The organism is Chroococcidiopsis thermalis PCC 7203 (assembly GCF_000317125.1).
Classification (GTDB): domain Bacteria; phylum Cyanobacteriota; class Cyanobacteriia; order Cyanobacteriales; family Chroococcidiopsidaceae; genus Chroococcidiopsis; species Chroococcidiopsis thermalis.
Map to the genome: position 1 here is coordinate 2,479,151 of NC_019695.1, position 22,591 is coordinate 2,501,741.

Below are 22,591 nucleotides of genomic sequence, written 5' to 3' on the forward strand. Positions count from 1 at the left end.
TTAGATATAGATAGCTAAATAATTCAAACTTGTTCCCGCACCCTTGGAAGGGCGCACGGCTGTGTGCCCCTACAAATGTCATTCCATGAATTACCCAACTCCCAACTCCCGTACGGGCGGGTTTAGAAACCCGCCCCTACCGACTCTCGACTCCCGCACCTCTGTATTTTCTGCCGAACGCCTACTATTTACCCCAACAACTCCAGAATCCGATGCGATCCCCGCTATCTTCGCCTTTCCTAACGAATACACCGTAGGAATTACCAGCTTGGGATATCAAGTCGTATGGGCAACTTTGGCAATGCGTGCTGATGTTGATGTCAGGCGCTTATTTACAGATATATCCGAACCGCTGCCACGTCAGCCTGAATTAGTCGGCTTTTCTTGTTCGTGGGAATTGGATTATGTTAATATTCTGAGTCTATTAGAATCTATCTCCATTCCAATTCATACCAGCGATCGCACTGACAGCGATCCCCTAGTATTTGGTGGTGGTCCTGTTTTGACGGCTAACCCCGAACCCTTCGCGGAATTTTTTGACGTGATTCTGTTGGGAGATGGAGAAAATTTATTAGGAAATTTTATTTCAGCTTACAAACAAGTTCGGACAGCCGATAGAAAAACTAAATTACATCACCTAGCACAAGTACCAGGAATCTATATTCCCAGCTTGTATGAAGTGACGTATGAAGACCCTACAGGTTGTATCCAATCCATTAAACCAATTGCGCCAGATATTCCCCATCAGATAGAAAAGCAAACTTATCGAGGTAATACTCTATCTGCTTCTACGGTTGTGACTGAAAAAGCAGCCTGGGAAAATATTTTTATGGTGGAAGTGGTACGCAGTTGTCCTGAGATGTGCCGCTTTTGTCTGGCTAGCTATCTGACTCTACCTTTTCGCACGGCAAGTTTGGAAGGTTCTCTGATTCCCGCGATCGAACGAGGACTGACAGTTACAAACAGGATAGGCTTATTAGGGGCATCCGTTACCCAACATCCAGAATTTAATGATTTATTAGCTTATTTAAGTCAACCAAAATACGATGATGTCCGTTTGAGCATTGCCTCGGTGCGGACAAATACCGTCACAGTAGAACTAGCACAGACTTTAGCAAAAAGAGACACGCGATCGCTCACCATTGCTGTAGAAAGCGGTTCGGAACGGCTGCGTCAAATTATTAACAAAAAACTGCATAACGATGAGATCGTCCAAGCGGCGGTGAATGCCAAAGCGGGAGGACTGAGTAGCTTGAAACTTTACGGTATGGTGGGCATACCTGGGGAAGAACCCGAAGATCTGGAAGAAACAGTTAAAATGATGCGATCGCTCAAAAAAGCTGCCCCAGGATTAAGGTTAACCCTGGGATGCAGTACGTTTGTCCCCAAAGCACACACGCCGTTTCAGTGGTACGGAGTCAATCCCCAAGCCGAGAAGCGCTTGCAATATTTACAGAAACACCTCAAACCCCAAGGGATTGATTTTCGTCCCGAAAGCTATAACTGGTCGGTGATTCAGGCTTTAATATCGAGAGGCGATCGCCGTTTATCCCGCCTGTTGGAATTGACGCGCAACTACGGTGACAGTCTCGGTAGCTATCGCCGCGCTTTTAAAGAGTTACGCGGACAAATACCCGATTTAGAATTCTACGTGTTTCGCAATTGGTCGCACGAACAAGTCTTACCCTGGAGTCACCTGCAAGCACCTTTGTCACAGGCAACTTTATTAAAGCATTTAGCAGTATCAGTAAGTCGTGAATCGTAGGGGCGGGTTTACCAAGCAACTTTGCTATTCACAGAGATTTCAGGTAAACCGCCCGTACAGGAGTAGTGAGTAGTTTGTCTCAGTTACAACTAGAAATGCGGTAAGCACAACGGCGATCGCCACTTAAAATATGCTCGACTCGTTCGACGTTAACATCAGAACCGAGCAGAGTTTCAAACACTTGCAATTCTGAACTGCACAATTGCGAACAACTTTGGGCAGCAGCACAAATCGAACAATGATTTTCCGCCAGTAACAAGACTCCTGGTGACTCTTCAATTATTTCTGCCATATACCCTTCTTGAGTTCGCAGTTGAGTCAGAATTGCCACTCGTTCTCGCCAGTTTTGAGCGTGTTGCATCTGCGCCGAGTATGTTTGAATTTGAGCTTGAGTACGTTCGCCAATTAATAGTCCTAACCCAGCTTCGCCAAATACTTTGCGGACTCCCTCAATTAATTTCACCACCAGATCGGCGTGATGGTTGGGAAAAAGCGCGTTGGCTTTTTCTGTTAATTGCCAAAACTTGACTGGACGACCAACCGCTTGCTTTTGCTCGCTATAAGTGACCAATTGCTCATCTTGAAGAGTTTGCATATGCTGGCGGATTGCCATAGGTGAAACCTGCAACTTAGTGGCTAAATCCACAGCCGTTTGCGAGCCGTGCATTTTAATGACAGATAAAATCTGATTTTTGACCCTTACCCGCTCGATCGCATCATTCATGCCAGGTAGATAGGCTTACTGGGCTATCAAACCTAGATTAACGCAAATTTTAACTTAGCTTAAGAAACGCCGGGATAGTTATATGCTATCCATCCCAACAATAAGCCCAACCATGCTACTGCTGTTGTAAATGCGATCGCTCCTAGTTTTTGCCAATACCTCAGCGCGATCGCCGTCATCACATAAGAATTAATCGTTGCCACTAGACCAATTGCCAACCAGTGATAGGGCAACAAGCTCGATTTTGCCTGCTGGACGAGGTAGGCGATCGCCGTACCCACTAATCCCGTCAAGGCGATCGATCCGTTTTGTCGATACCGACTGCTAGCTACACCGACTAAGTTTGCTAGCTGCCAGTGATAGAACAGAATTCCTATAGACCAAAAGCCCAAATTAATCTTGAGACTGGCAAGACAGAAACCTACCACCGTATAGAGAATAACTGCGATTACACCGAGAGAAATGATTTTTCGATGAGAAAAAATGCGATCGCAGCTTCTACGCTCTACGAAATTAGCTGGAACCATAGAGACATCCGAGCGATATGAGATTTTGAATTTTACAAGCAGGAGTTACGCACTAGAAGTTTGAGATTTCGATCCCCCAACCCCCTTAAAAAGGGGGCATTTGTTTCCTCTCTTCCAGAAGGACGTTCATTCCTCACTTTTTTATAAGGAATTGATTCCCCCCTTGTTAAGGGGAGCTAGGGGGGATCTTTTCTACCTAACTAGCTACATTATGGCGCTGTCGATAGACGGTTGTTGACCTCACTCCAGTTGACTGTATTCCACCACTGCTTGAGGTACTCAGCCCGACGGTTTTGATATTTAAGGTAGTATGCGTGTTCCCAAACATCGTTGCACATGATTGGGAAGTGTCCGTCCGTCCAAGGATTATCTTGGTTGGGCGTACTGACAATCTCATACTTGCCACCAGCCGAGCGGACTAGCCACACAAAGCCGCTACCAAAGCGCTTTGTACCAGCATCGTTAAACTGAGTTTTGAAGTTTTCAAAATCGCCAAAATTATCACTGATGACTTGGGCGATCGCACCTGTGGGTTCTCCGCCAGCATTAGGAGCCATCAATGTCCAAAAGATCGAGTGATTGAAATGTCCGCCACCGTTATTGCGGACAGGAGTACGAACTGCTTCGGGTAATGAATTCAGGTCGCGAATCAATTCGTCAATACTTTTGCTCTGTAAATCTGGTTGCGATTGCAGTGCTGTATTTAAATTGTTTACGTAAGTTCCATGATGCAGATCGTGGTGAATCTGCATAGTTTGCGTGTCTATGTAAGGTTCTAAAGCGTCGTTTGCGTAGGGTAGAGATTGCAGTTCAAAAGCCATAAACTCTTTTTTCCTCTTAACTAGAGGTTTCGATAGACTAATATATCAAAACTTTCGATAGAAAAATCTATCAAAATATGACAATTTCTGTGAGCAAGTGCTAACTATCACAACCAAAACGTAACAATCTTGGCGCTCGCCTTTCCTGTCTCAAAGGTTAGAGATTAACAGAGAGCAGGGAGAATGACTTGTGACTTACGACTTTTCCCCACGTTCTTCGGGTAGTAAGGTAGTTTCATTTTTTGGCTGTTCGGTGTGAGGAGCGATCGCCGCAGTCCGCTTGAGTCTGACGAGAAAGCTAACTCCAATTGCCCAAGCGACTGAAACCATCCATCCTGCTAAAATATCGCGCTTGATAATGAACTCCTAAGTACAGCCGCGTCCAAGCGATCGCGATCGCATATACACTTCCGCCAATTAATACCAACTCCCCACTACTCACTACTTGCCACCCACTTCCCAACAACCACTTACCCTTTAAACAACCGTGCGGGTTTCAATTGCGCGCTTCCTGGTTGTAGTTCGTAGGGAAAAATGCTTTTGACACGCTCGACTACAGAAATCATGTAGCGATAATCTGGAATCGAACCTGTAGGAACGTAACCTGTTTCTTGAGCTAAAACGGAAGCAGCTTCGCTTAAAATTTGACGAATAAATTCTTGGCGATTGCGTTCGATAGTTGGCGAAATTAAAACAGATCCTAGTGGTACGCTGTGGGGATCGGTGTATAAAACGCGAAAAGGAATTTGCGGAAACTGCGTTTTATAAAAATTAAATTCTCTTTGAGAAAGCGCTCCCGCATCGGCTTTACCTTCCGCTACCAAACTCAATATAGTTTTTGGCGTAGGCGCTAATAAAATTTCTGCTAAAGTTAAGCCATACAGATTATAAATAGGTAAATAAAATCCCGTTGCCGAACCAGGTTGACCCAAGGCTACTGTTTTATTTGCTAAGTCTTTCAGAGATCGAATGGGGCTGTTTTCTTGAACAACCAAAATCGAGCGTAAGTTTTGAACTCCTTCCAAGGTAAACAGGGGACGGTACTGCTGCTGGGTGATGGCGATCGCAGCTAAGCCTGGAGGAGCAAACACCAACGACCAAGAGCGATTGCGAATTCGTTCTATGGCTTTATTCTCATTAAAGGCAGGCTCTAGCCTCACCAACGAACCAGTCTTCTCGCCTAAGTAATTGATCAAGCGATCGTACTGACTGAGCGTCTGTTGACCTTCAGAGTAGCTAACTGTACCAATAATTAACTCTTCTCCCTCACCTTGTAGCGATCGCGAACCGCAAGCTGCTAAGAAAAATAATTGAAGTAAAAAGAGACGACGCGAATATCTGGAATTCATTTTCACCCAGCTGTAGTTGAATAGTATTGCTGGATCGATGAGGTGCGATCTCCACTTAGGGGAAAAGATGAAAACAATTTATAATTTTAAGTAGCATTATATACACTTCTTTTACCATCGTAAAATAAATCTCTACTTACAAGCCAAAATGTTAAAAAATCTTAAGCTTACTGCCAAATTTAGCTTAATGTTGGTCGTAGTTTTCATCGGTGGGATTATCATCAGTGGTGCGGCACTCTCCAAGGTACTCGAACAGAGAGCCGAAAGGGAAGTTAGTTCTCAAGCAGCAATTCTGATCAAAGCGATGAATGCGGTTAGGACATATACCAACGAGCGTGTCAACCCATTACTCGCACCTAAACTCGAAACCGAACCAGTCTTTATTCCTGAAACAGTGCCAGCTTACTCCGCTACGGAAGTCTTTGAAAACTTGCGTAAAAACGAAGAGTATCGAAACTTCTTTTATAAAGAAGCCACGCTTAATCCTACCAACTTACGTGATAAAGCCGATGCTTTTGAAGCTAAAATTGTCGAGCGTTTCCGCAACGAATCAAACACTAAAGAAATTTCTGGTTTTCGCAATTTACCAGGCGGAGAAGTCTTTTACATTGCTCGACCATTAGCGATAACAAAAGAAAGCTGTTTGCGGTGTCACTCTACCCCAGAAGCAGCACCTAAAAGCCAAATTGCTACCTATGGCTCGGAATGGGGTTTTGGTTGGAAACTCAATGAAATTGTAGCAGCACAAGTTATTTCTGTACCTTCGAGCGAGATTTTTGAGAGTTCTAGACGCTCCTTATCTCTAGTTATGGGAATATTATTTGGAATCTTTGCGATCGTCGTATTGTGGCTGAACTTCTTCTTAAAACGCTCTGTAATTCAGCCAATTAGGAAAATGTCTAGAACCGCAGAGCGAGTTAGCACGGGAGAAATGAGTGCAGATTTCGAGCAAAATTCTAATGATGAAATTGGCATCCTTGCAGCTTCTTTCAATCGGATGAAATCGAGCTTAGAAATTGCGATGAAGTTACTCAGTCAGCAAACGCGATGAACAATTGTCAGTTATCAGTTGTCAGTTAATTCTGACTGCTGACTGCTGACTTCTTTAACAGTATGCTTGAATGTCTTCACCGCAGCAGTCGGCAAGGTAACATAAAGCACGAAATCTCAAACCGACCAATTGCTCGTATAGGGGGTTGAGTTTGCATAGAGGAGGAATGTGTCCTACTTTATGACCGAATAGAATAATATCTCGCTCAAAAGGACATTGCGCTGGAATAGTTTTCGCAATTAATTTTGCAACTTGGGGGTGAGCAATCTCAAAAGTATCTATCCTTTGTTTCAAAGACTTCATTGGAGATAATGTAAATGCGATCGATGGACGGGACTTGTGTGAAATGCTTGCTTCTACTACAAGGGAAATTAAACTGACAACCTGAATCATATGTAAGCTACCTTCCTCACGCTCTTCTTAATGTATGGCGTTAAAAATACAAAGACATTGCCTAGCGGCGATTAACTTCTGGAAAATTGACACGCAGAATTAGAAAGCGCGATCGCTAACTTTTCTCCCTCGAAATTGTGTTGAATTAATAGAGAAAACTTATTTGCTTTCCTAATTCAAAAATAGCAAATTATCTTTGTATTGCAAGCGTTTTAGCAGGATCGATTGCTAATGCAGCCTATTGTGATTTCATATATATAATCTAGCTATCTAAAACATCAGCACACAGTATCTCAAGAAAGAAGTTTTTCACTACCTAAGCTTGTTTTATTCTTCCCTAAGCTAGAGTGCATGAGCCTGACTTTTCTACTTAATAATTGTTGGCAATATATAGCAAGGCGCACATACGTACGCCTCTACAAATCTGTTTGCCTTATCTAGCTGAGAATAGATATATAGCAGTTTTCAAGCAGATGAAGTACACAGATCTGTAGGGGCGCACAACTGTGCGCCCCTACAGATGTAATGCATTAGAGTGGAAATCGCTGTATATAAATAATCTAATGTAAATAGATAAAATCTTATGTTCGGCGTTCGGAACTAGGGAATATAGATCGAGAGTAATTTTCTCTCTTTACCCTGCGATCGCCTTCCTAGTCCTACCCTAGTCCTTTGCCATTCGTTTAATCATTTTCCCAGCGTTCGCAATCGAGCAGATCGGCAATGCGATCGCGCAAGTTGTACTCGTGTTTTTCCAATTCTCGCTCAAAAGCCGTCCAATCTCTAGCTGGGATGTATTCGCAGAGGACGTACATTGGTTGCCTACGGCTAATAATTCCTTTCTGTACTAGATGTAAGACTTCGTGTTTGATAACGTCTAAAGAATATTCAACTGGTGAAAGTAGTGCATTTACAGACATGATTTTCGCTCAGAAACTACTAGCAATTCTCGGCATCACTGAATCTAAATTTGGTAAGCCCATACCCCAGACTGCGGCTGGATGACCGACACAGCGTTGACCCATTGCCCACAAGTAAGCATTTGGGTGATTTTCCTGTATCCATCGCACAATGTATTTAAGCTGCTTGTCTGTTAACTGTTCGGGTACTTCTGGCAAACATTCAGTAATGACGGCAATCTGGCGTAAAGTAGCACCCGCCTGAAACCGATCGCCTGCAAAACACCATTGCTTGATGAGTTGATAAACCTGTTCTGTTGTATCCACAGCTACTGTCCGAAACCCCTAATTCTGTTAAGCATTAATACAGTATTGCTAGATACAGTTTGGGAAAAACTACCCAGTGGATACTTGTAGGCTGCATTCTTCACTAAAAAAAAATATCCACCTGGATATCCACTTGATGGAGGCGTAAATAAAGTTATCCAGTTTAGTGTGATTAAGTTAACAAACTTTCTATTAAATAAAAAAATACTTGTTCGTGACTGAATTTCTGCATCAATTGTGCGATAACAAGCAGCCTTGCCGGGTCATGATTCTCGGTAGACTTGTTGCAACAGTACAACGTGTGAGCCGCTACTGTCTCGAACAAATGGTAGAAGTCTTACCTTACTATGGGGTTCCTACTGGTGAGGAGATAACTCTGTTCGATCCAGACATCCTCATAATATGTCTGCCCGCCCCAGAACAACTCTATCTTCAGACAGACAAGCCTTTTATTTTGTGGTCTGAACTGGAGGCAAATTTCAAGCTGCCGATTGCGTCTAATCCGGCAGAGTTAGCAAAGATGTTGCGGCAAACACTACAAGATTTCAATTGAAAATGTCATGCGTGTAATTTAATTCACGTCATTTAAATTAGTCCTTCGCGCACGGCTAAAGCTGCTGCCTGAACGCGATCGTCAACGCTCAGTTTATTGAGAATCATCCGCACGTAAGACTTGACCGTTCCCAAGGAAAGAAATAGTTGTTGGGCAATCTCTTGGTTCGAGCATCCTTCAGCAATTAGTTTGAGAACTTCTCGTTCGCGGCTGCTGAGAACTGGAATAGGTGAGATGGTGGAATACTGTTCTTTGACGGGAATTACCGGATTAGGCTTGAGCATCCGTGCCACTTTGCGGGCTATTTGCGGGTCGAGATAAGCGCCACCAGTTTGAATTAACTGGATTACAGCTAGCAGTTGTTCCCATTCAATTGTTTTGAGACAATAGCCATCAGCCCCTGCGGCTAACATGCCCATTACTTGAGTATCATTATCAAAAGCACTTAAGGCGAGTATTCGCGTCGTGGGGCGATCGCTTTTGATTTGTTGAGTTGCCGCGATCCCATCCATCACGGGCAGATCGATATCCATTAATACGACATCTGGTTCTAACTCGGCAGCTAATTGAACTGCCACCCTGCCATCAGCAGCTTCTCCCACGACACAAAAATCGGGTTCGAGGGCAAACTGTCCTTTCATCCCTCGACGCATCAAAGCATGATCTTCGACTAATAAAATTCGTACCACACCCTCTACCTGAGACCTGCTCATTACTAGTTTCATACTCCCCCGACTCCCGACTTCTGTACGGGCGGGTTTCCAAACCCGCCCGTACCGACTCCCGCTTCCCCATCAAATGTCAAAGAAACTGGCAGGGTAAACCAAAAGGTACTGCCTTCACCTAGCTGACTATCCACTTCGATCGTACCTCTGTGAGCAACGACGATCTGACGGCAGAGATATAAACCCAATCCTGCACCACCCCGCCTACCTCTCCCTTGAATGAAGCGGTGGAAGAGTTTGTCCTTTTCGTGGGGTGGGACTCCAGGACCTCGATCGCGAACCGAGACTTTGATGCGATCGCCTCCTAACAAACTGACTTTGATTGTAATCTCTTGATCTGGTGGGCTAACCCGTGCGGCATTATCTAATAAGTTTTGCACCACTCGTTGAATTTCTAACTGGTCGCCGTAGACTGTAGGGAGTGAGGCAGCGATGTAAATAGTGGGAGTAAGCTGGCGAGCGTGAATTTGACAAATCAGCTCCACAGCCTGAGAGCAAATCTTTGCCCAATCTAAGGGTTCCCAGTTTAAGTGCTGTCCGCCACCAGCTTCATAACGAGATACATCCAGCAAATTATCTACCAACTTCAGCAATTGCTCGTTCGATTGGCGATACTCTTCTAGAATTTCTCTCCAAGTCTCGTCAACAGAACCAAAAGCCCCATTCAACATCGGGCGCAATGTATTGCGAGTGGCGAGTAAAGGCGTGCGCAAGTCATGAGACAGTGCAGAGATTAAATCTTCTAGCTGTTGGTTACGCATTTGACTGTATTCTTGACGCTGACGAATTTCTGCTGCCATCTCATCGAGTACGCTAGCCAACCGTCCGATCTCATCTGATGTAGTATAACCGAGTCGAATTTCCAGCTTACCAGCCCGCCAAGCTTGACTGACTTGAGTTAGATGGCGTAGGGGAATTTCTACCCGCTTGCGTAACAACCATAAATTCCAGCTAACTCCAACACTAGCTATGAAGACGTTGAAGACTTCCAGCGCTGCTTTGATCTGGCTAATTTGCTGCAATTGCTGCTGGCGTTGAGACAGGATTTTTTCTTCATGCTGCAACATAGTTTTGACAACATCGCGCATGGGATCGAATAAAATCTTTCCAGGTAAATAAGTCTTACTCGCAGTACCAGCTATGACACTTTGCACAAAACTATCCTGCCAAATTGTATGAATTGATTTAATTACCTGGAGCTGTTCTAGTTGGCTTTGATCTCCTTTTGTCAATGTTTTTAAAGATTTAAAACTACTATGAAAAGCATTATTAGCGCGATCGTAATTATCAAGTAATTCTTTATCTTTAGTAATTAAATAGCCTCGAATCGAAGTCTGTTGATCTAAAGCATGACTCAAAAGCTGTTCCGTTTTCTGTTCTACCAGTAAAGAATGAGTCACCCAACTAAAAGCTTGCTGATGGAGATTTTCTACTAGTAGATTCAGACAACCTTGTACGATAAGGAATAGAATCAGTAGCAAACAACTGAGATACAGAGGAGCAAACAACCGATTTTTGAGCGAAAATTGCCTCAACCGCGATCGCCATTTTTTGAAAACTGACATGAGAGACATTGAGAGACAAGGAAGACAAGGGAGACAAGGGAGACAAGGGAGACAAGGGAGCGGAGCAAGTACAAGTCACAAGTCACAAGTCACAAGCGTTTCACGCACCACGCACCACTCTTTACTGATAACTGATAACTGATAACTGTCTATGACATTTTTCGATAAATTAAACGCTGCGATCGCCCGCAATCAGAGTTTGCTGTTTCTCGGACTCGATCCAAATCCTGAAATGATGCCAAGCCAAAATTCAAATCGGTCTGAGAAGAGTATTATCGATGATTTAGGGGACTGGTTGCAATTTGTCATCGCTCAAACGACAGATTTAATTTGCGCTTATAAGCCGACTTTAGGCTTTTATCAGGCTTTAGGTGTCCCAGGCATAGAGTTGCTAGAACGGACGCTCAAAGCTATACCTGAAAACATACCAATCATTTTGGATGCCAAACACAGCGACCTCAACACTAGTACAATTTTTGCCCAAACAGTATTCGAGCGCTGGCGAGTCGATGCTGTCACCCTCAGTCCTTATCCTGGGCAAGATTGCGTCGCGCCATTTTTGGTTTATCCCGGCAAGGGAATATTTATATTGTGCTGTACTTCTAATCCTGGGGCGATCGCATTACAGCAATATCCTTCGCCTGAATCTCCCTTTTACTTACAAATAGTGAAAGAAGCGAAAATCTGGGGGACTCCCGAACAAGTCTGTTTAGAAGTTGGAACCACTTCCCCTGACGTGCTAGCCAAAATTCGGGCAATTACTCCCGAAAGAACGATTATGGCTCGGAGTATTTGGGCGCAAGCAAGTAATCTACCTCAATTATTAGCCGCAGGTTTAAATTCCAACGGTAGCGGATTACTCGTTCCCGTACCTCAAGATTTTTTGAGTCAAAAGAATCCAGCGACTCAGATTCAAGCTTTGCGACAAGAAGTAGAGCAAGCTAGAACCGTAGCTGTTAAAAGTGCTTCTCAGTGTGACGTGTGGTTTCCCAATGTTTGTTTGTTGCAACAACACCCCCACACCCAATTAATTTTGCAACTCTACGATCTTGGCTGCATTATCTTTGGTAACTACGTACAGGCATCGGGGGCAGAATTTCCTTACTATATCGATCTACGCACGATTATTTCTAATCCCCAAGTTTTCGAGCAAGTTCTCAACGCTTATGCAGAAATCCTACAAAATCTAAACTTCGATCGCATTGCTGGAATTCCCTACGGTTCCTTACCCACTGCTACAGGCTTGGCATTGCGAATGAATTACCCGATGATTTTTCCCCGCAAGGAAGTTAAAGCCCACGGAACGAGGAGAGTTATTGAAGGACATTTTCAGCCAGGGGAGACAGTTGTAGTCGTTGATGACATTCTGATTAGCGGTAAAAGTGCAATAGAAGGAGCGGGAAAGTTAAAATCGGCGGGTTTAAATGTAGAAGATATTGTTGTATTTATCGACCATGAAGAAGGGGTAAGAGATAGGCTCAAAGATAATGGCTATCGCGCCCATGCCGTGCTAAAAATTTCTGAAATTACCCAAACTTTATATGAAGCAGGCAAAATTGATGAGGCACAGTATCAGACTTTAACAGGGAGCAGTGACCAGTGACCAGTTACCAGTGACCAGTTACCAGTTACCAGTGACCAGTGACCAGTTACCAGTTACCAGTTACCAATTACCCATTACCATCGCGCTGAATTTGTCCGACAACTTTTAGTTCGCCTTGCTGATTGGCTCGCATGACAACGGCTCCACCCGACTGCAAACCTATACTACTGAGTTCGCTGATATTGGCGAAATGCGACACCATTATTATGACTCCTGGGGTGTTTCGATGGTTGAGTATCTGTTGGCGAACCTGCTGCGTTTGTTGAGTTGCAGTGGTACGGTCTTCAAAGATGGAATTGAGCATTGGAGAAGGTTGGACAGCACCCAAGTCGAGTAACTTGGCAGTTTCCAGACAGCGGCAATACTGGCTGGAAAGGACTTGAGTAATAGGAATGTTGCGATCGCGAAATACTCTGCCAATCCGTACCGCTTGGTCTCTACCTGCGGCGGATAAATTGCGCTGAGTCGAGCAATCATCCAGTCGAAACCCTGGTGGGTCGCCAGTTCCGGGAACTGTTTGAGCATGGCGTAACAATACTGCATAGCCCGTTCCTTGTCGCATTTGCGTCCAAATATCTTGCTCGGTTGCCTGAGCAGTATTGAGGGTTGCAGAATTTTCTGATGAACTGGTAGAGCGATCGGGCGATGCCAAAGTAAAAGGTATTGAGCTGTTGCTACTAGAAAGAGGAAAACAGCTAGCCGCGAGTGGGAGAAGGGCAATAGCCATACCCAGCCGAAAAAATTTACAGATAGATTTCATATGAAATGATAGGAAAAATTGCGATCGCCGACATTTCGATCGTCAATTCGGGCGCGATCGCGGTTAGATTTTCTGTAATTTGAATGCTACTGAATATGGGCGGTTTTGAGCATTTTTTATCTCTTTTTCAGTTTCAGCTAAATGAAATTGCTGCTCGGTGATTCTTGGCTCTTCAAAGTCAGTTATTTCAAATCCTGCATTCCTGAATGCTTTCCAGTAATCGGAAAGCGGTCTGTGAAACCAAATAAATTCTGACGTAAAATGCTTCCAGGGTGGATCGACGCATTTTTGCGGCTCGAAATAAGCAAAGCTCCAACGATAAAGCGATTCTCCATCTTCAATAACAATTGCTCTACTTTGAGGAAAACATGGATGGGAAAATACCACAACTGCGATGCCATTGACTTTTAATACTCGATTGAAGGCTCTCATCGTGTTTTCAAGATCTGGCACATCCATGAGAACGTAGTTGGAAACGATCGCGTTAAAAAAATTATCTTCAAGACTGTCCATCGTCTCGCAGTTATCTACATGAAAGTTGATATTTTGACCGTTTTGATTAGCTTTTTCGCGAGCTATTTCAATCATCCTCTCGGATAGATCGATCGCCGTTACTATAGCTCCTTGACTTGCCAATTTCCTGCTAAGATAGCCTGTTCCGCATCCAGCATCTAGAATCCGAAGCTCTCGAACATCTCCGACAAAATTCCATAAAACCGGATCGGAGTTCAAACGACGGTTGCTATCTCCGTCATCTCCTACTTGTATGTCCCAATCATCAGCAACTGAATTCCAAAATTCACGGACTTCTGCAAGGCGATCGCTCATAATATCAAAAAGGCAAACTACACAATTTTAAATTTTAGCTGTTGCCACTAGGAGCGCGATCGCGCTCCTGTTGACTGTCAATTACCAACTACCAACTACCAATTACCATCCCTATAACTGTCTCATCCAATGGGACGGGGATTTGGTAGGCGTACCAATCCAGCAAACTGCTTACCTGGATACCAAGATGTTTGGGTTAGTTTGTCAAAACCAGGAATGCTCTCCATGTGCTTTACCATGCGATCGCGCATTGCTCGATCGGGTAGTTCTCCTCGCATTGCTTTGCTGCTGCTGGTAGAATTCTCTCTTCGGCTGCACGTTGAGCGATCGAGTAACGGACTTGCACGAAGTCCAAATCGCCATTCTCGATCCATCGTTCCATCGGGGCAAAATACACTGGTTCGTGATGGTTGACTTCTCCCCTGGCTGAAGCCGAGGGGATTCTAAACTGCTGCTTCATGACGGTCTAAAGACGCGCCACTTCGCGTTTCAATTTAGCTGACCAGAGACGAATTCTCTGGGGACGAGTCAAAGCGCCCCTACACAGTCGGCTTAGGTCTAAACCAAGCGTTCTGCTTACTTTACGAATAATATTTGCTGCCGCTTGAGCATCGCAATTAACGTACCAATTATTAGCTGTTCGGTACAATCCGCGCTTAACTCGCTTTCCTGACGCTCTCCAGTTTGTGGGTTTTTCACCATGTTTGGAGAGAGTATCGTTATCCAAAAATGACGCGGCAGAGGTATTCGCTTCCTCTATTTCAACAAACCTTATGCCGTACTGTTGGCAGAATTGGCTAATTCTTTCTTTGAGTCTTGCGGTTGGAATTTGCACAAAAGATTGATTGTTTTTACCCAATTTTATCTCTTGCCGTTGTCCTTGGTTCCAGCCAAATACTATCGTACCGATACGATGTTCAATGCAGTGGTTGACGACTAATCTTGCTGCCTTATTTATCGCATCTCTCATCTGTCGATTGCGCTTTTCAGTGATAGCCGCCAACCGATTAGACCAAAAGCCTTGAGGCTTGTTTTCTTTGAGCGTGGAAACTTGCTTGTTGTACCAGCGATTGAGTGATTTGATGTGCCTACCGTCAACAATAAAGCTAGTACCAACACTGGAAGTACAAGTCAGCCAATTCGAGATTCCTGGGTCAATACCTAATGCATTGTTCGGGTCTACATCCACTTCGATAACATTAGTTTTGTAGACAAACTCGACGTAGAAACACCGATTTCTTGGCAGTATCCGTAGTTCCTTAATGTCTGCAAACTTGAGAGAGTGGCGGGAGGAATGTTTCCCCCCGCCATCTCTCATTAGATTTGACGGCATCGGAACAAAGAAGCAGTCAAGACCAAACCAACACTTAACTTATTTTCCAAGCGGAATACGTATTTGGTTATTGATTAGCTTTAATGCCTGCTTGGGATAAGAGACAAGCGCGAAACCTCCCGATTTGCGATATTTCGCTGGTCTAGGCTTATCCGCAATTTCTCCTCGATTAAACGCAGATTTCAACTTCTTAAATGACTCGAATGATTCGGAGACAGATCTTAACACTTGTTGGGCTGCTTGTGAGTGCAACGCCTTGAAATGTTTATTGGTTTTGTATTCTGATTCCAAGTCGAACTTGCCAACAATTGTTTTAGCTTTGAAGTACATCTGTCGAGCAAAATATATACCGCAGTTAGTCAAAGAATTTGCGGTTTTGCAAATGAATTCCAGAATTGCTTCTAACTCGCTATCTGGGTGCAGTAAAACTTGTTGACATCCGTACAATTAGCATCACCTCCTAGTTAATTAATATACAACAAAGTGATGATTCCAAATATTAAGATATAAACAAGAGAGATGGTTAGTTAAAACTAAGCTTCGCTTTTCATCCCAGCTCTGAAGAGACTGGGCTTTCAAGCGTTCCGATGTTTTAGGTAATTAGAGCAATAGCATTGTGTCAGGGCTATCCGCGTAATCCTGCAACGATTCCACCATCAACCAGTAATGTACGCACCTAAGAAAATTCCTACCAACTAGCGTTGCAGTAGGAACGGCTGGTAGGAGCGACATGAAAGACCTTTTGTCTGAATTCCATGTTTATGTACGCTGGCGTACTTTTCCTCAACCAATAGGCAGAATTCTTTGTTACAAGCATTAGCAGTAATGAACGAATACCGAACGAACTGAAGTACCTGAAAAACTACTTCTCAGACAACCTCTAAACTGTCATAACACTAAAACCTAACGTGTTAATAGACGTAAAGATCGGGATGAAAGGTATTACTGGAAGGCAATTGATATGACCTACGCGACAATTACAACAGCCATAGAAGTTCTCAATAGCGATGAAAATTTCTCAGTCTGGTTTAACAACAGCAGCAATGTATTAACATTGCCTTGGCTTAATGCTTAAACGTATCGATCTAGTGGGTATAACTCAAGATACAACGGCTGTCCTCTGGGAGGAAATAGGGGACGGGAAACAGGCAACAGTTCCCCGTTCCCTCAAATTTAAGCGCTAAAGTATTTTGCGACTGGGTGATAGGTCACAATGGCAGTGGTAGATTGTTCGGGATAAAGCTGTTCGCTTTCATCCATATACAAATCGATCCTCTTCGTCTCTAACAAATCCAGTTGCTTGTACTGATCCTGAATATTCGGACAGGCGGGATAACCAAAGCTGTAGCGCGAACCGCGATAGCGTTGCGCCAGCATATCCCGAATGTTATCTGGTTCTTCAGCCCCAAACCCCAATTCGCGCCTGATTCTGGCGTGTGTCCACTCTGCTAAAGCTTCTGCTAATTGCACGGCTAACCCGTGGAAGTAGAGGTAGTCTGTATACTGATTGGCTGCAAATAGCTTTTGAGCGTATTCTGTAGCAATGTGTCCTACCGTCACCGCCTGCATGGGGAAAACATCGATAATTCCCGACTCCTTTGGCGCGAAGAAATCAGCAATACACAGACGGCGTAAGGATTTTTGTCTGGGAAATTCAAACGATGTTACTTGTTCGGCGTGGTTTTCTGGATTGTAGACATACAATGTATTTCCTTCTGACTGACAGGGGAAATACCCATAAATCACTTGTGGGTGCAAGAGATTTTCGGCAACAATCTTTTGCTTCCAATCTTCTAGAATTGGATAGACTTTCTCATTTAAGAAAGCTTGATATTCTTCCTTAGATTGTTCCTTCGGCTTGCGGAATTGCCATTGTCCGGCAATTAAAGCCTGTAAATCTAAATGCCAGAAAATCTCATCCCAAGGAATATCTTGTGGTTGCAATAGCTTTGTTCCCCAGAAAGGCGGTGTAGGACGTTCTACATCTACTGCTACCGCTTCGGATCTCTTGGTGTCAATTTCTGTCGGTAGGGGCGCACTGCTGTGCGCCCGTACAGGCGATTCTACAGTAGGTTCTTTGTGTCCGTTCCCATTGACTTCTGTGTCGGCTAATTCACCCAAAAAGCCTTGCAAGTCATCCCATTGACTTGTAGCCTTCGCTGGCATTAATTTATCCATGAAGTGCAAGTCGGAAAACGCATCTTTGCCGTAAACGACTTTGCCTTTGTAAGTGTTTTGGCAATCTTCGTAGACAAACTTTGGTGTGAGTGCCGCACCACCTAAAATTACCGGAACGGTAATTCCTTTTTCGTTGAATGTCGCCAAATTCTCTTTCATGAAAGCGGTGGATTTTACTAACAAGCCACTCATGGCAATACAATCAGCTTTGTGCTGTTCGTAGGCATTGATGATATTTTCTACAGGCTGCTTGATTCCCAGGTTAATCACCTTGTAGCCGTTGTTTGACAGGATGATATCTACCAAATTCTTACCGATGTCGTGGACATCACCCTTCACAGTGGCAATGATAAAGGTTCCTTTGGCGCTGTTACCACCTTCCGACTTTTCCATGTGGGGTTCGAGATAAGCTACGGCTGCTTTCATCGTCTCCGCCGACTGTAACACGAAGGGGAGTTGCATTTGTCCCGAACCAAACAGTTCGCCAACAACTTTCATGCCATCAAGTAGATAGACATTGATAATATCCAAAGGTGGATATTGCTTCATGGCTTGGGCTAAAGCTTGTTCTAAACCAATCCGTTCGCCGTCGATGATGTGGCGTTTGAGGCGTTCTTCAATCGGAAGATTTTCATCTACACCTTTATCGCGTTTTGTTGTCACCCCTTCAAATAGCGTCGTCAACTCAGTTAAAGGATCGTAAACGCAAACATCACCTTCAAACTTGCGATCGTCGTAAATCAGCTGACGGCAAACTTCTTGATGTTTCTCCTCAATCTTCGCTAATGGTAAGATTTTACTTGCACTGACGATCGCCCCATCCATTCCTACCTGCATTGCTTCGTGTAGAAACATGGAATTGAGTACGATCCGCGCTGCTGGGTTCAAACCAAAGGAAACGTTGGAAACACCCAGCATAATATGACAGCCTGGTAGTTCCTGGCGAATGCGACGCACCGCTTCAATTGTCGCCTTACCATTTTTTCTATCTTCTTCAATCCCCGTCGAAATTGGCAAACAGAGAGTATCGAAAAAGATTTCGCGGGCAGGAATGCCGTATTCTACTGCTTGTCTGTAGGCACGCTGGGCAATTTCAAACTTTTTATCTGCCGTCCGTGCCATTCCATCTTCGTCAATCGTACCAATGACGACACCAGCACCATACTTTTTCGCCAATTCCAAAACTTTGAGGAATCTTTCTTCCCCGTCTTCGTAGTTGGTAGAGTTGAGGATGCATTTACCCCCAGCCACCTTTAACCCCGCCTCCATCTTTTGCCATTCCGTAGAGTCCAGCATCAAAGGTAGAGTAACGTTATTCACCAAACGGGACACTAATTCGTGCATATCCCGTTCGCCATCTCGTCCCACGTAATCCACGTTAACATCGAGGACGTGCGCGCCTTCTTTAACCTGCGCCCTTGCCATCGATACCAATCCGTCCCAATCTTCAGCATTGAGTAAATCGCGGCACTTTTTAGAACCACTGGCGTTTAAGCGTTCCCCGACAATCAGGAAAGAGTTATCCTGTTCGTAGGGTTGAGTGCTATAAATTGATGCTGCTGCGGGTTCTAGTTGCGGATTTCTCACCCCTGGTTTTAATTCTTTAGCAATTTCAGCCAGTTGTTGAATGTGTGCTGGACGTGTCCCACAGCAACCCCCGATTACTTGGACACCCAAATCTTCCACAAAATGCATCAAATGCATCCGCAGTTCTGTCGGTGTAAGGCGATAATGTGCTTGTCCGCCGACGTTTTCCGGTAAACCCGCGTTAGGAATACAGGAAACGATAAAAGGTGAGTGTTCCGACAAATATTTAATGTGCGGCTTCATCAAGTCTGGTCCCGTGGCGCAGTTCAGACCGAGAATGTCAATTTTATAGGGTTCCAGAATTGTTAGCGCGGCATTAATTTCCGTTCCGACTAGCATCGTCCCCATCGATTCCATCGTTACGGAAACCATTAAAGGACGACGTTCGCCTTTTTTAGCAAACACTTCTTCGATCGCATTCAAGGCTGCTTTAATTTGCAGTACGTCTTGACACGTCTCGACAATGAATAGATCGACACCACCATCATACAAGGCTTCTGCTTGTTCGACGTAAGCCGTTTTCATCGTGTCGAAATCGATGTGTCCCAAAGTTGGCAGTTTAGTTCCAGGACCCATCGAACCCGCCACAAAGCGCGGTTTTTCTGGGGTAGAAAATTCTGCGGCTACCCGCTTGGCAAGTTCTGCTGCGGTTTTATTTAAATAATAGGCTTTATCCGCTAAGTCATACTCTGCTAAAACGATGGATGTCCCGCCAAAGGTATCGGTTTCCACCACGTCCGCACCAGCAGCGAAGAAGTCGCGATGAACTTTTGCCACTGCTTCTGGGTTGGTGTGAACGAGATATTCGTTACAGCCTTCGTACTGAGAACCGCCAAAATCCTCAGCCGTCAGGTTTTGCGATTGTAAATTCGTCCCCATTGCGCCGTCAAATACAATAACTGGGCGTTCTGGGCTATGCAGTCGAGATAGAAACAAACTATTCATGTGCCACGCTGTTTAGCAGAGTTAGGAATGATATTTGGACTACAGTTTAGATAATTTAAGATTTTCTTACCTGTTATCTATTTTGCCGACTTTCTGGAATTTTCCAAGCGATCGCAGAATTTTTATCTATGGAGTCGGTACGGGCGGGTTGACAAACCCGCCCGTACAGGAGTCGGGAGTAGGGTAAGATGAGAGCTAAAATTTTTATCTCTTCATCCTTATTTCTATGTCTACATACGACACTATCGGTAAATCCTACGCTCAATTCCGATTGCCAGACCGTCGCATTGTCGATTGTTTGCTCAATGCACTTCAGTTGAAACCTGGCAGCACTATTGCCGATATTGGTGCGGGTACGGGAGGATATAGTCGGGCGATCGCAGAACGAGGATTTTTGGTCTATGCTGTCGAACCTTCTGAGGTAATGCGTTCTCAGGCTATACCTCATTCTCATGTGAAGTGGTTTGATGGATGTGCAGAGGCAATTCCTTTACCCGATAATTCAGTTGATGCAGCTATTTGTATTTTGTCTCTACATCATTTTACAGATTTAGAAGCTGCTTTGTTGGAAATACATCGAGTTGTCAGGACGGGGGCGATCGCTTTTTTTACTTATGACTCTCAAGCTAGAAAAGATTTTTGGTTGGATGATTATTTTCCGTTTCTTTGGGAATATGATGAAGACTCATTTTTCCCCCTAGAATATATTGTATCGTTTATTCAAACTCATCTTAAAAATACAGTAGATATTTACCCTTTTCCTTTACCACCAGATTTAACATATTTGTTTCTTGCCGCAGGTTGGCAGCAACCCAAAATGTATTTAAATTCTGAAATTCGGGCGAGTATGTCAGCTTTTGCTTTAACCGATCCTCAGTTAGTAGAGACAGGCGTGAAGCAACTAGAGGCAGATTTAGCGAGTGGGGAATGGCAGATAAAATATGGCAAATATTTAGAATTTACAGAATTTGATGTCGGTTATCGAATTATAGTTGCTAAATGACAATTACAGAAAACAGATAGGAGGGTAGGCATTGTCCACCCTCCACTTAAATTCCCTCAATTGAATATGACTGTTATATACTTGAGTATGTTGGAAAATAGTTAAAAGTTACTGCTTTCTCTTTTACTGCATGACAAACATTTTCGGTGAGAGAGCTATTGTGATGAATTTCTTGTAACACCCCTTTACGGGTTTTACTACCGACCAACAGAAACCATAACTCTGTAAACTGCCATAAGTGCATAGAATTTGAATGGGCAGCAATATTACGTAATTTTCTTATTTGATCTATGGTAGAAGCAGCTGCATAACTTTGAGCTAACCACAGGGATAAGGGGTGTTTCCATTGTTGCAAGAATTGTTGCACTAACAGTCGGTCAGCTTGACTAATTTTATCGCTACGTTCAACGGTGTAGTATAAATTTGTCTTAGGCATCGTTTCTTGCTGCAAGCTAAATTTTGTAAAAGTTTGCCACTGCTGAGATAACAAGATTCGTAGATCTCCCAGCGTGTATTCTCCATCAATGATTAGATTAATGCTTCCTAGCAAAATAGGAGTCTTTTCAAAAAAACTAACAGAGGTGTTTTTAGTTAACAAGAACTGATAAAGTTGTTTGAAAAAAGGATTAACAATTTCTCTTTCTGCTACTAATCCCAAGGGATGTCCTGCATCGGAATAATCGGCAGAAGTGGTGAACTCTTCTGTCTTTATCATTTTGTAATATCTGTAGGCGTTGCGTAAATCTCTTTGGCTAGCTGGGTGCAAGCAATTCCACGCTAAAAGTCCTAGCTTGGACTTAACTTGTTTCTCGGCATTTTCTAAAGAAATAGTTTGTGGAAACTGACTTTGTGCGTCTTCAAGTTTTAAAATTTTCTTTTTTTGTTTCTCAACTAAAAACTCATGCTCTTTGAGTTGATTCTGCAAATGCAACAATTTATCTTCTTGTTCTAGCGATAAAATCTTGTTTCGATGAAAAAGCTCTAGTTCTTGCTTCAGAAGTTCGACCTGTTCGTTCTGCTTTTCAATCACAGCTTCTTGTTCCATCAGCATCCGAGATTTATCTGCTATCTCTAAAGCATTCATAGCAGCTTTGATTAAGTTATATAAATAAGGTTGAGAAACATTTACTCGTTTAGAATTTTCCCTTATCTTACCTTGAAGACCGATTGTTTTACCCTTTTCTACTGCTAAAACTTCGCCGCGTTCGTTCCTGATTCTGAGTTCTTGAGATGATGCAGTGTTGACAATACAACATGTGTATCTGCATTTATTGTAGTAAAATTCTGCTGCCATCTTAATTTTTCTGGAAAAGTCGAAACATGATTTTAAGCAATTTTGTATGAAGAGGCGATCGCCCTCATATAGTTCTTAGTTCATCTAATAGAGAATATATGCTAAGTTGCTTACTAATAGTTAATATTCTTGTATGCTTTTTATCAAAAAATATTATGAATTTATGAAGAAAGAATAAAAAAACAAGTAAATCTTGAGCTATAAAAGTACAGCTATCTGAATTTGTAATTAATGACACCTATTGCAAAAATCTAGCGCGATCGCGCTCCAAATTTCCAGATCGAACGACTATCCTCACAACTTCCTCAACTTTGTTATCTAACTTAAAGGAGAGACAAAAGCCTTCATAAGAGTGAAGACA

General features: G+C 43.5%; 23 protein-coding genes and 1 pseudogene. 6 read left to right on the forward strand and 18 right to left on the reverse strand.

Translation table 11 applies throughout. The annotated features are described in order from the left end of the window. Positions 1–85 precede the first annotated feature (85 nt). The gene (locus CHRO_RS10870) at positions 86–1,765 is read left to right on the forward strand and encodes a B12-binding domain-containing radical SAM protein (RefSeq protein ID WP_015154255.1); all 1,680 of its coding nucleotides are present in this window, start codon (positions 86–88) and stop codon (positions 1,763–1,765) included. A gap of 79 nt (positions 1,766–1,844) precedes the next feature. Here CHRO_RS10870 and CHRO_RS10875 read toward each other — a convergent pair whose 3' ends face one another. From CHRO_RS10875 to CHRO_RS10890, 6 genes are all read right to left on the reverse strand, one after another. Then, the gene (locus CHRO_RS10875; RefSeq protein WP_015154256.1) at positions 1,845–2,489 is read right to left on the reverse strand and encodes a helix-turn-helix transcriptional regulator; all 645 of its coding nucleotides are present in this window, start codon (positions 2,487–2,489) and stop codon (positions 1,845–1,847) included. 59 nt (positions 2,490–2,548) lie between these two features. Continuing rightward, complete coding sequence (locus tag CHRO_RS10880) at positions 2,549–3,016, reverse strand: hypothetical protein (RefSeq protein ID WP_015154257.1); 468 nt, start codon at positions 3,014–3,016, stop codon at positions 2,549–2,551. 209 nt (positions 3,017–3,225) lie between these two features. Continuing rightward, the gene (locus CHRO_RS10885) at positions 3,226–3,837 is read right to left on the reverse strand and encodes a superoxide dismutase (protein WP_015154258.1); all 612 of its coding nucleotides are present in this window, start codon (positions 3,835–3,837) and stop codon (positions 3,226–3,228) included. A gap of 195 nt (positions 3,838–4,032) precedes the next feature. Beyond that, positions 4,033–4,167: a hypothetical protein gene (locus CHRO_RS35045; protein WP_281168638.1), complete on the reverse strand. Its 135-nt coding sequence runs from the start codon at positions 4,165–4,167 to the stop codon at positions 4,033–4,035. Next, positions 4,136–4,279, reverse strand: coding sequence for a hypothetical protein (locus CHRO_RS35050; protein WP_199197490.1), 144 nt, complete (start codon positions 4,277–4,279; stop codon positions 4,136–4,138). The genes CHRO_RS35045 and CHRO_RS35050 overlap by 32 nt, the downstream gene beginning before the upstream one ends. A gap of 28 nt (positions 4,280–4,307) precedes the next feature. Then, a complete protein-coding gene (locus CHRO_RS10890) occupies positions 4,308–5,186 on the reverse strand; it encodes a phosphate/phosphite/phosphonate ABC transporter substrate-binding protein (protein WP_015154259.1) in 879 nt (292 codons plus the stop codon). 148 nt (positions 5,187–5,334) lie between these two features. Here CHRO_RS10890 and CHRO_RS10895 point away from each other — a divergent pair, with 148 nt between their 5' ends. Beyond that, positions 5,335–6,237 carry a c-type heme family protein gene (locus tag CHRO_RS10895; RefSeq protein ID WP_015154260.1) on the forward strand — a complete coding sequence of 301 codons (903 nt, stop codon included), beginning with the start codon at positions 5,335–5,337 and terminating at the stop codon, positions 6,235–6,237. A gap of 54 nt (positions 6,238–6,291) precedes the next feature. On the opposite strand, the gene CHRO_RS10900 is transcribed toward CHRO_RS10895, so the two are convergent. The 3 genes from CHRO_RS10900 to CHRO_RS10910 form a co-directional block, all read right to left on the reverse strand. After that, positions 6,292–6,540 (reverse strand): Mo-dependent nitrogenase C-terminal domain-containing protein, encoded by a 249-nt coding sequence (locus CHRO_RS10900; protein WP_199197493.1) that lies wholly within the window; start codon positions 6,538–6,540, stop codon positions 6,292–6,294. 773 nt (positions 6,541–7,313) lie between these two features. Beyond that, positions 7,314–7,550: a DUF4327 family protein gene (locus tag CHRO_RS10905; RefSeq protein WP_015154262.1), complete on the reverse strand. Its 237-nt coding sequence runs from the start codon at positions 7,548–7,550 to the stop codon at positions 7,314–7,316. 9 nt (positions 7,551–7,559) lie between these two features. Continuing rightward, the gene (locus CHRO_RS10910) at positions 7,560–7,856 is read right to left on the reverse strand and encodes a hypothetical protein (RefSeq protein WP_015154263.1); all 297 of its coding nucleotides are present in this window, start codon (positions 7,854–7,856) and stop codon (positions 7,560–7,562) included. Positions 7,857–8,070: 214 nt separating this feature from the next. Between CHRO_RS10910 and CHRO_RS10915 the strand changes: the two genes are divergently transcribed. Next, on the forward strand, positions 8,071–8,409 hold the full coding sequence (locus CHRO_RS10915) for a hypothetical protein (RefSeq protein WP_106165942.1): 339 nt from the start codon (positions 8,071–8,073) through the stop codon (positions 8,407–8,409). A 32-nt stretch (positions 8,410–8,441) separates the two neighbouring features. On the opposite strand, the gene CHRO_RS10920 is transcribed toward CHRO_RS10915, so the two are convergent. Next, complete coding sequence (locus CHRO_RS10920) at positions 8,442–9,122, reverse strand: response regulator (RefSeq protein WP_041463027.1); 681 nt, start codon at positions 9,120–9,122, stop codon at positions 8,442–8,444. A gap of 8 nt (positions 9,123–9,130) precedes the next feature. After that, positions 9,131–10,699, reverse strand: coding sequence for a sensor histidine kinase (locus tag CHRO_RS10925; protein ID WP_071925432.1), 1,569 nt, complete (start codon positions 10,697–10,699; stop codon positions 9,131–9,133). Between the two features lie 151 nt (positions 10,700–10,850). On the opposite strand from CHRO_RS10925, the gene CHRO_RS10930 reads away from it, so the two are divergent. Next, a complete protein-coding gene (locus CHRO_RS10930) occupies positions 10,851–12,302 on the forward strand; it encodes a bifunctional orotidine-5'-phosphate decarboxylase/orotate phosphoribosyltransferase (RefSeq protein ID WP_015154267.1) in 1,452 nt (483 codons plus the stop codon). Between the two features lie 67 nt (positions 12,303–12,369). Here the strand turns inward: CHRO_RS10930 and CHRO_RS10935 are convergent, their stop codons facing one another. The 6 genes and pseudogenes from CHRO_RS10935 to metH form a co-directional block, all read right to left on the reverse strand. Beyond that, positions 12,370–13,029, reverse strand: coding sequence for a histidine phosphatase family protein (locus CHRO_RS10935; protein ID WP_015154268.1), 660 nt, complete (start codon positions 13,027–13,029; stop codon positions 12,370–12,372). Between the two features lie 96 nt (positions 13,030–13,125). Further along, a complete protein-coding gene (locus CHRO_RS10940) occupies positions 13,126–13,890 on the reverse strand; it encodes a class I SAM-dependent methyltransferase (protein ID WP_015154269.1) in 765 nt (254 codons plus the stop codon). 122 nt (positions 13,891–14,012) lie between these two features. Then, entirely contained in the window at positions 14,013–14,168 is a 156-nt protein-coding gene (locus CHRO_RS33325; RefSeq protein ID WP_199755550.1) for a hypothetical protein, read from the reverse strand. Continuing rightward, complete coding sequence (locus tag CHRO_RS33330; protein WP_041462436.1) at positions 14,123–14,350, reverse strand: hypothetical protein; 228 nt, start codon at positions 14,348–14,350, stop codon at positions 14,123–14,125. Before CHRO_RS33330 ends, CHRO_RS33325 begins: the two co-directional genes overlap by 46 nt. A 6-nt stretch (positions 14,351–14,356) precedes the next feature. Beyond that, a pseudogene (locus CHRO_RS34760) lies at positions 14,357–15,670 on the reverse strand (RNA-guided endonuclease InsQ/TnpB family protein). Positions 15,671–16,396: 726 nt separating this feature from the next. Next, positions 16,397–19,933 carry a methionine synthase gene (gene metH / locus CHRO_RS10955; RefSeq protein ID WP_015154270.1) on the reverse strand — a complete coding sequence of 1,179 codons (3,537 nt, stop codon included), beginning with the start codon at positions 19,931–19,933 and terminating at the stop codon, positions 16,397–16,399. 34 nt (positions 19,934–19,967) lie between these two features. Here metH and CHRO_RS32020 point away from each other — a divergent pair, with 34 nt between their 5' ends. Both CHRO_RS32020 and CHRO_RS10960 read left to right on the forward strand, forming a co-directional pair. Further along, positions 19,968–20,120, forward strand: a complete 153-nt coding sequence (locus CHRO_RS32020; protein ID WP_181245376.1) for a hypothetical protein — start codon at positions 19,968–19,970, stop codon at positions 20,118–20,120. Positions 20,121–20,159: 39 nt separating this feature from the next. Continuing rightward, on the forward strand, positions 20,160–20,936 hold the full coding sequence (locus tag CHRO_RS10960) for a class I SAM-dependent methyltransferase (protein WP_015154271.1): 777 nt from the start codon (positions 20,160–20,162) through the stop codon (positions 20,934–20,936). A 73-nt stretch (positions 20,937–21,009) separates the two neighbouring features. Here CHRO_RS10960 and CHRO_RS10965 read toward each other — a convergent pair whose 3' ends face one another. After that, positions 21,010–22,230, reverse strand: coding sequence for a hypothetical protein (locus CHRO_RS10965; RefSeq protein ID WP_041462437.1), 1,221 nt, complete (start codon positions 22,228–22,230; stop codon positions 21,010–21,012). Positions 22,231–22,591 lie beyond the last annotated feature (361 nt).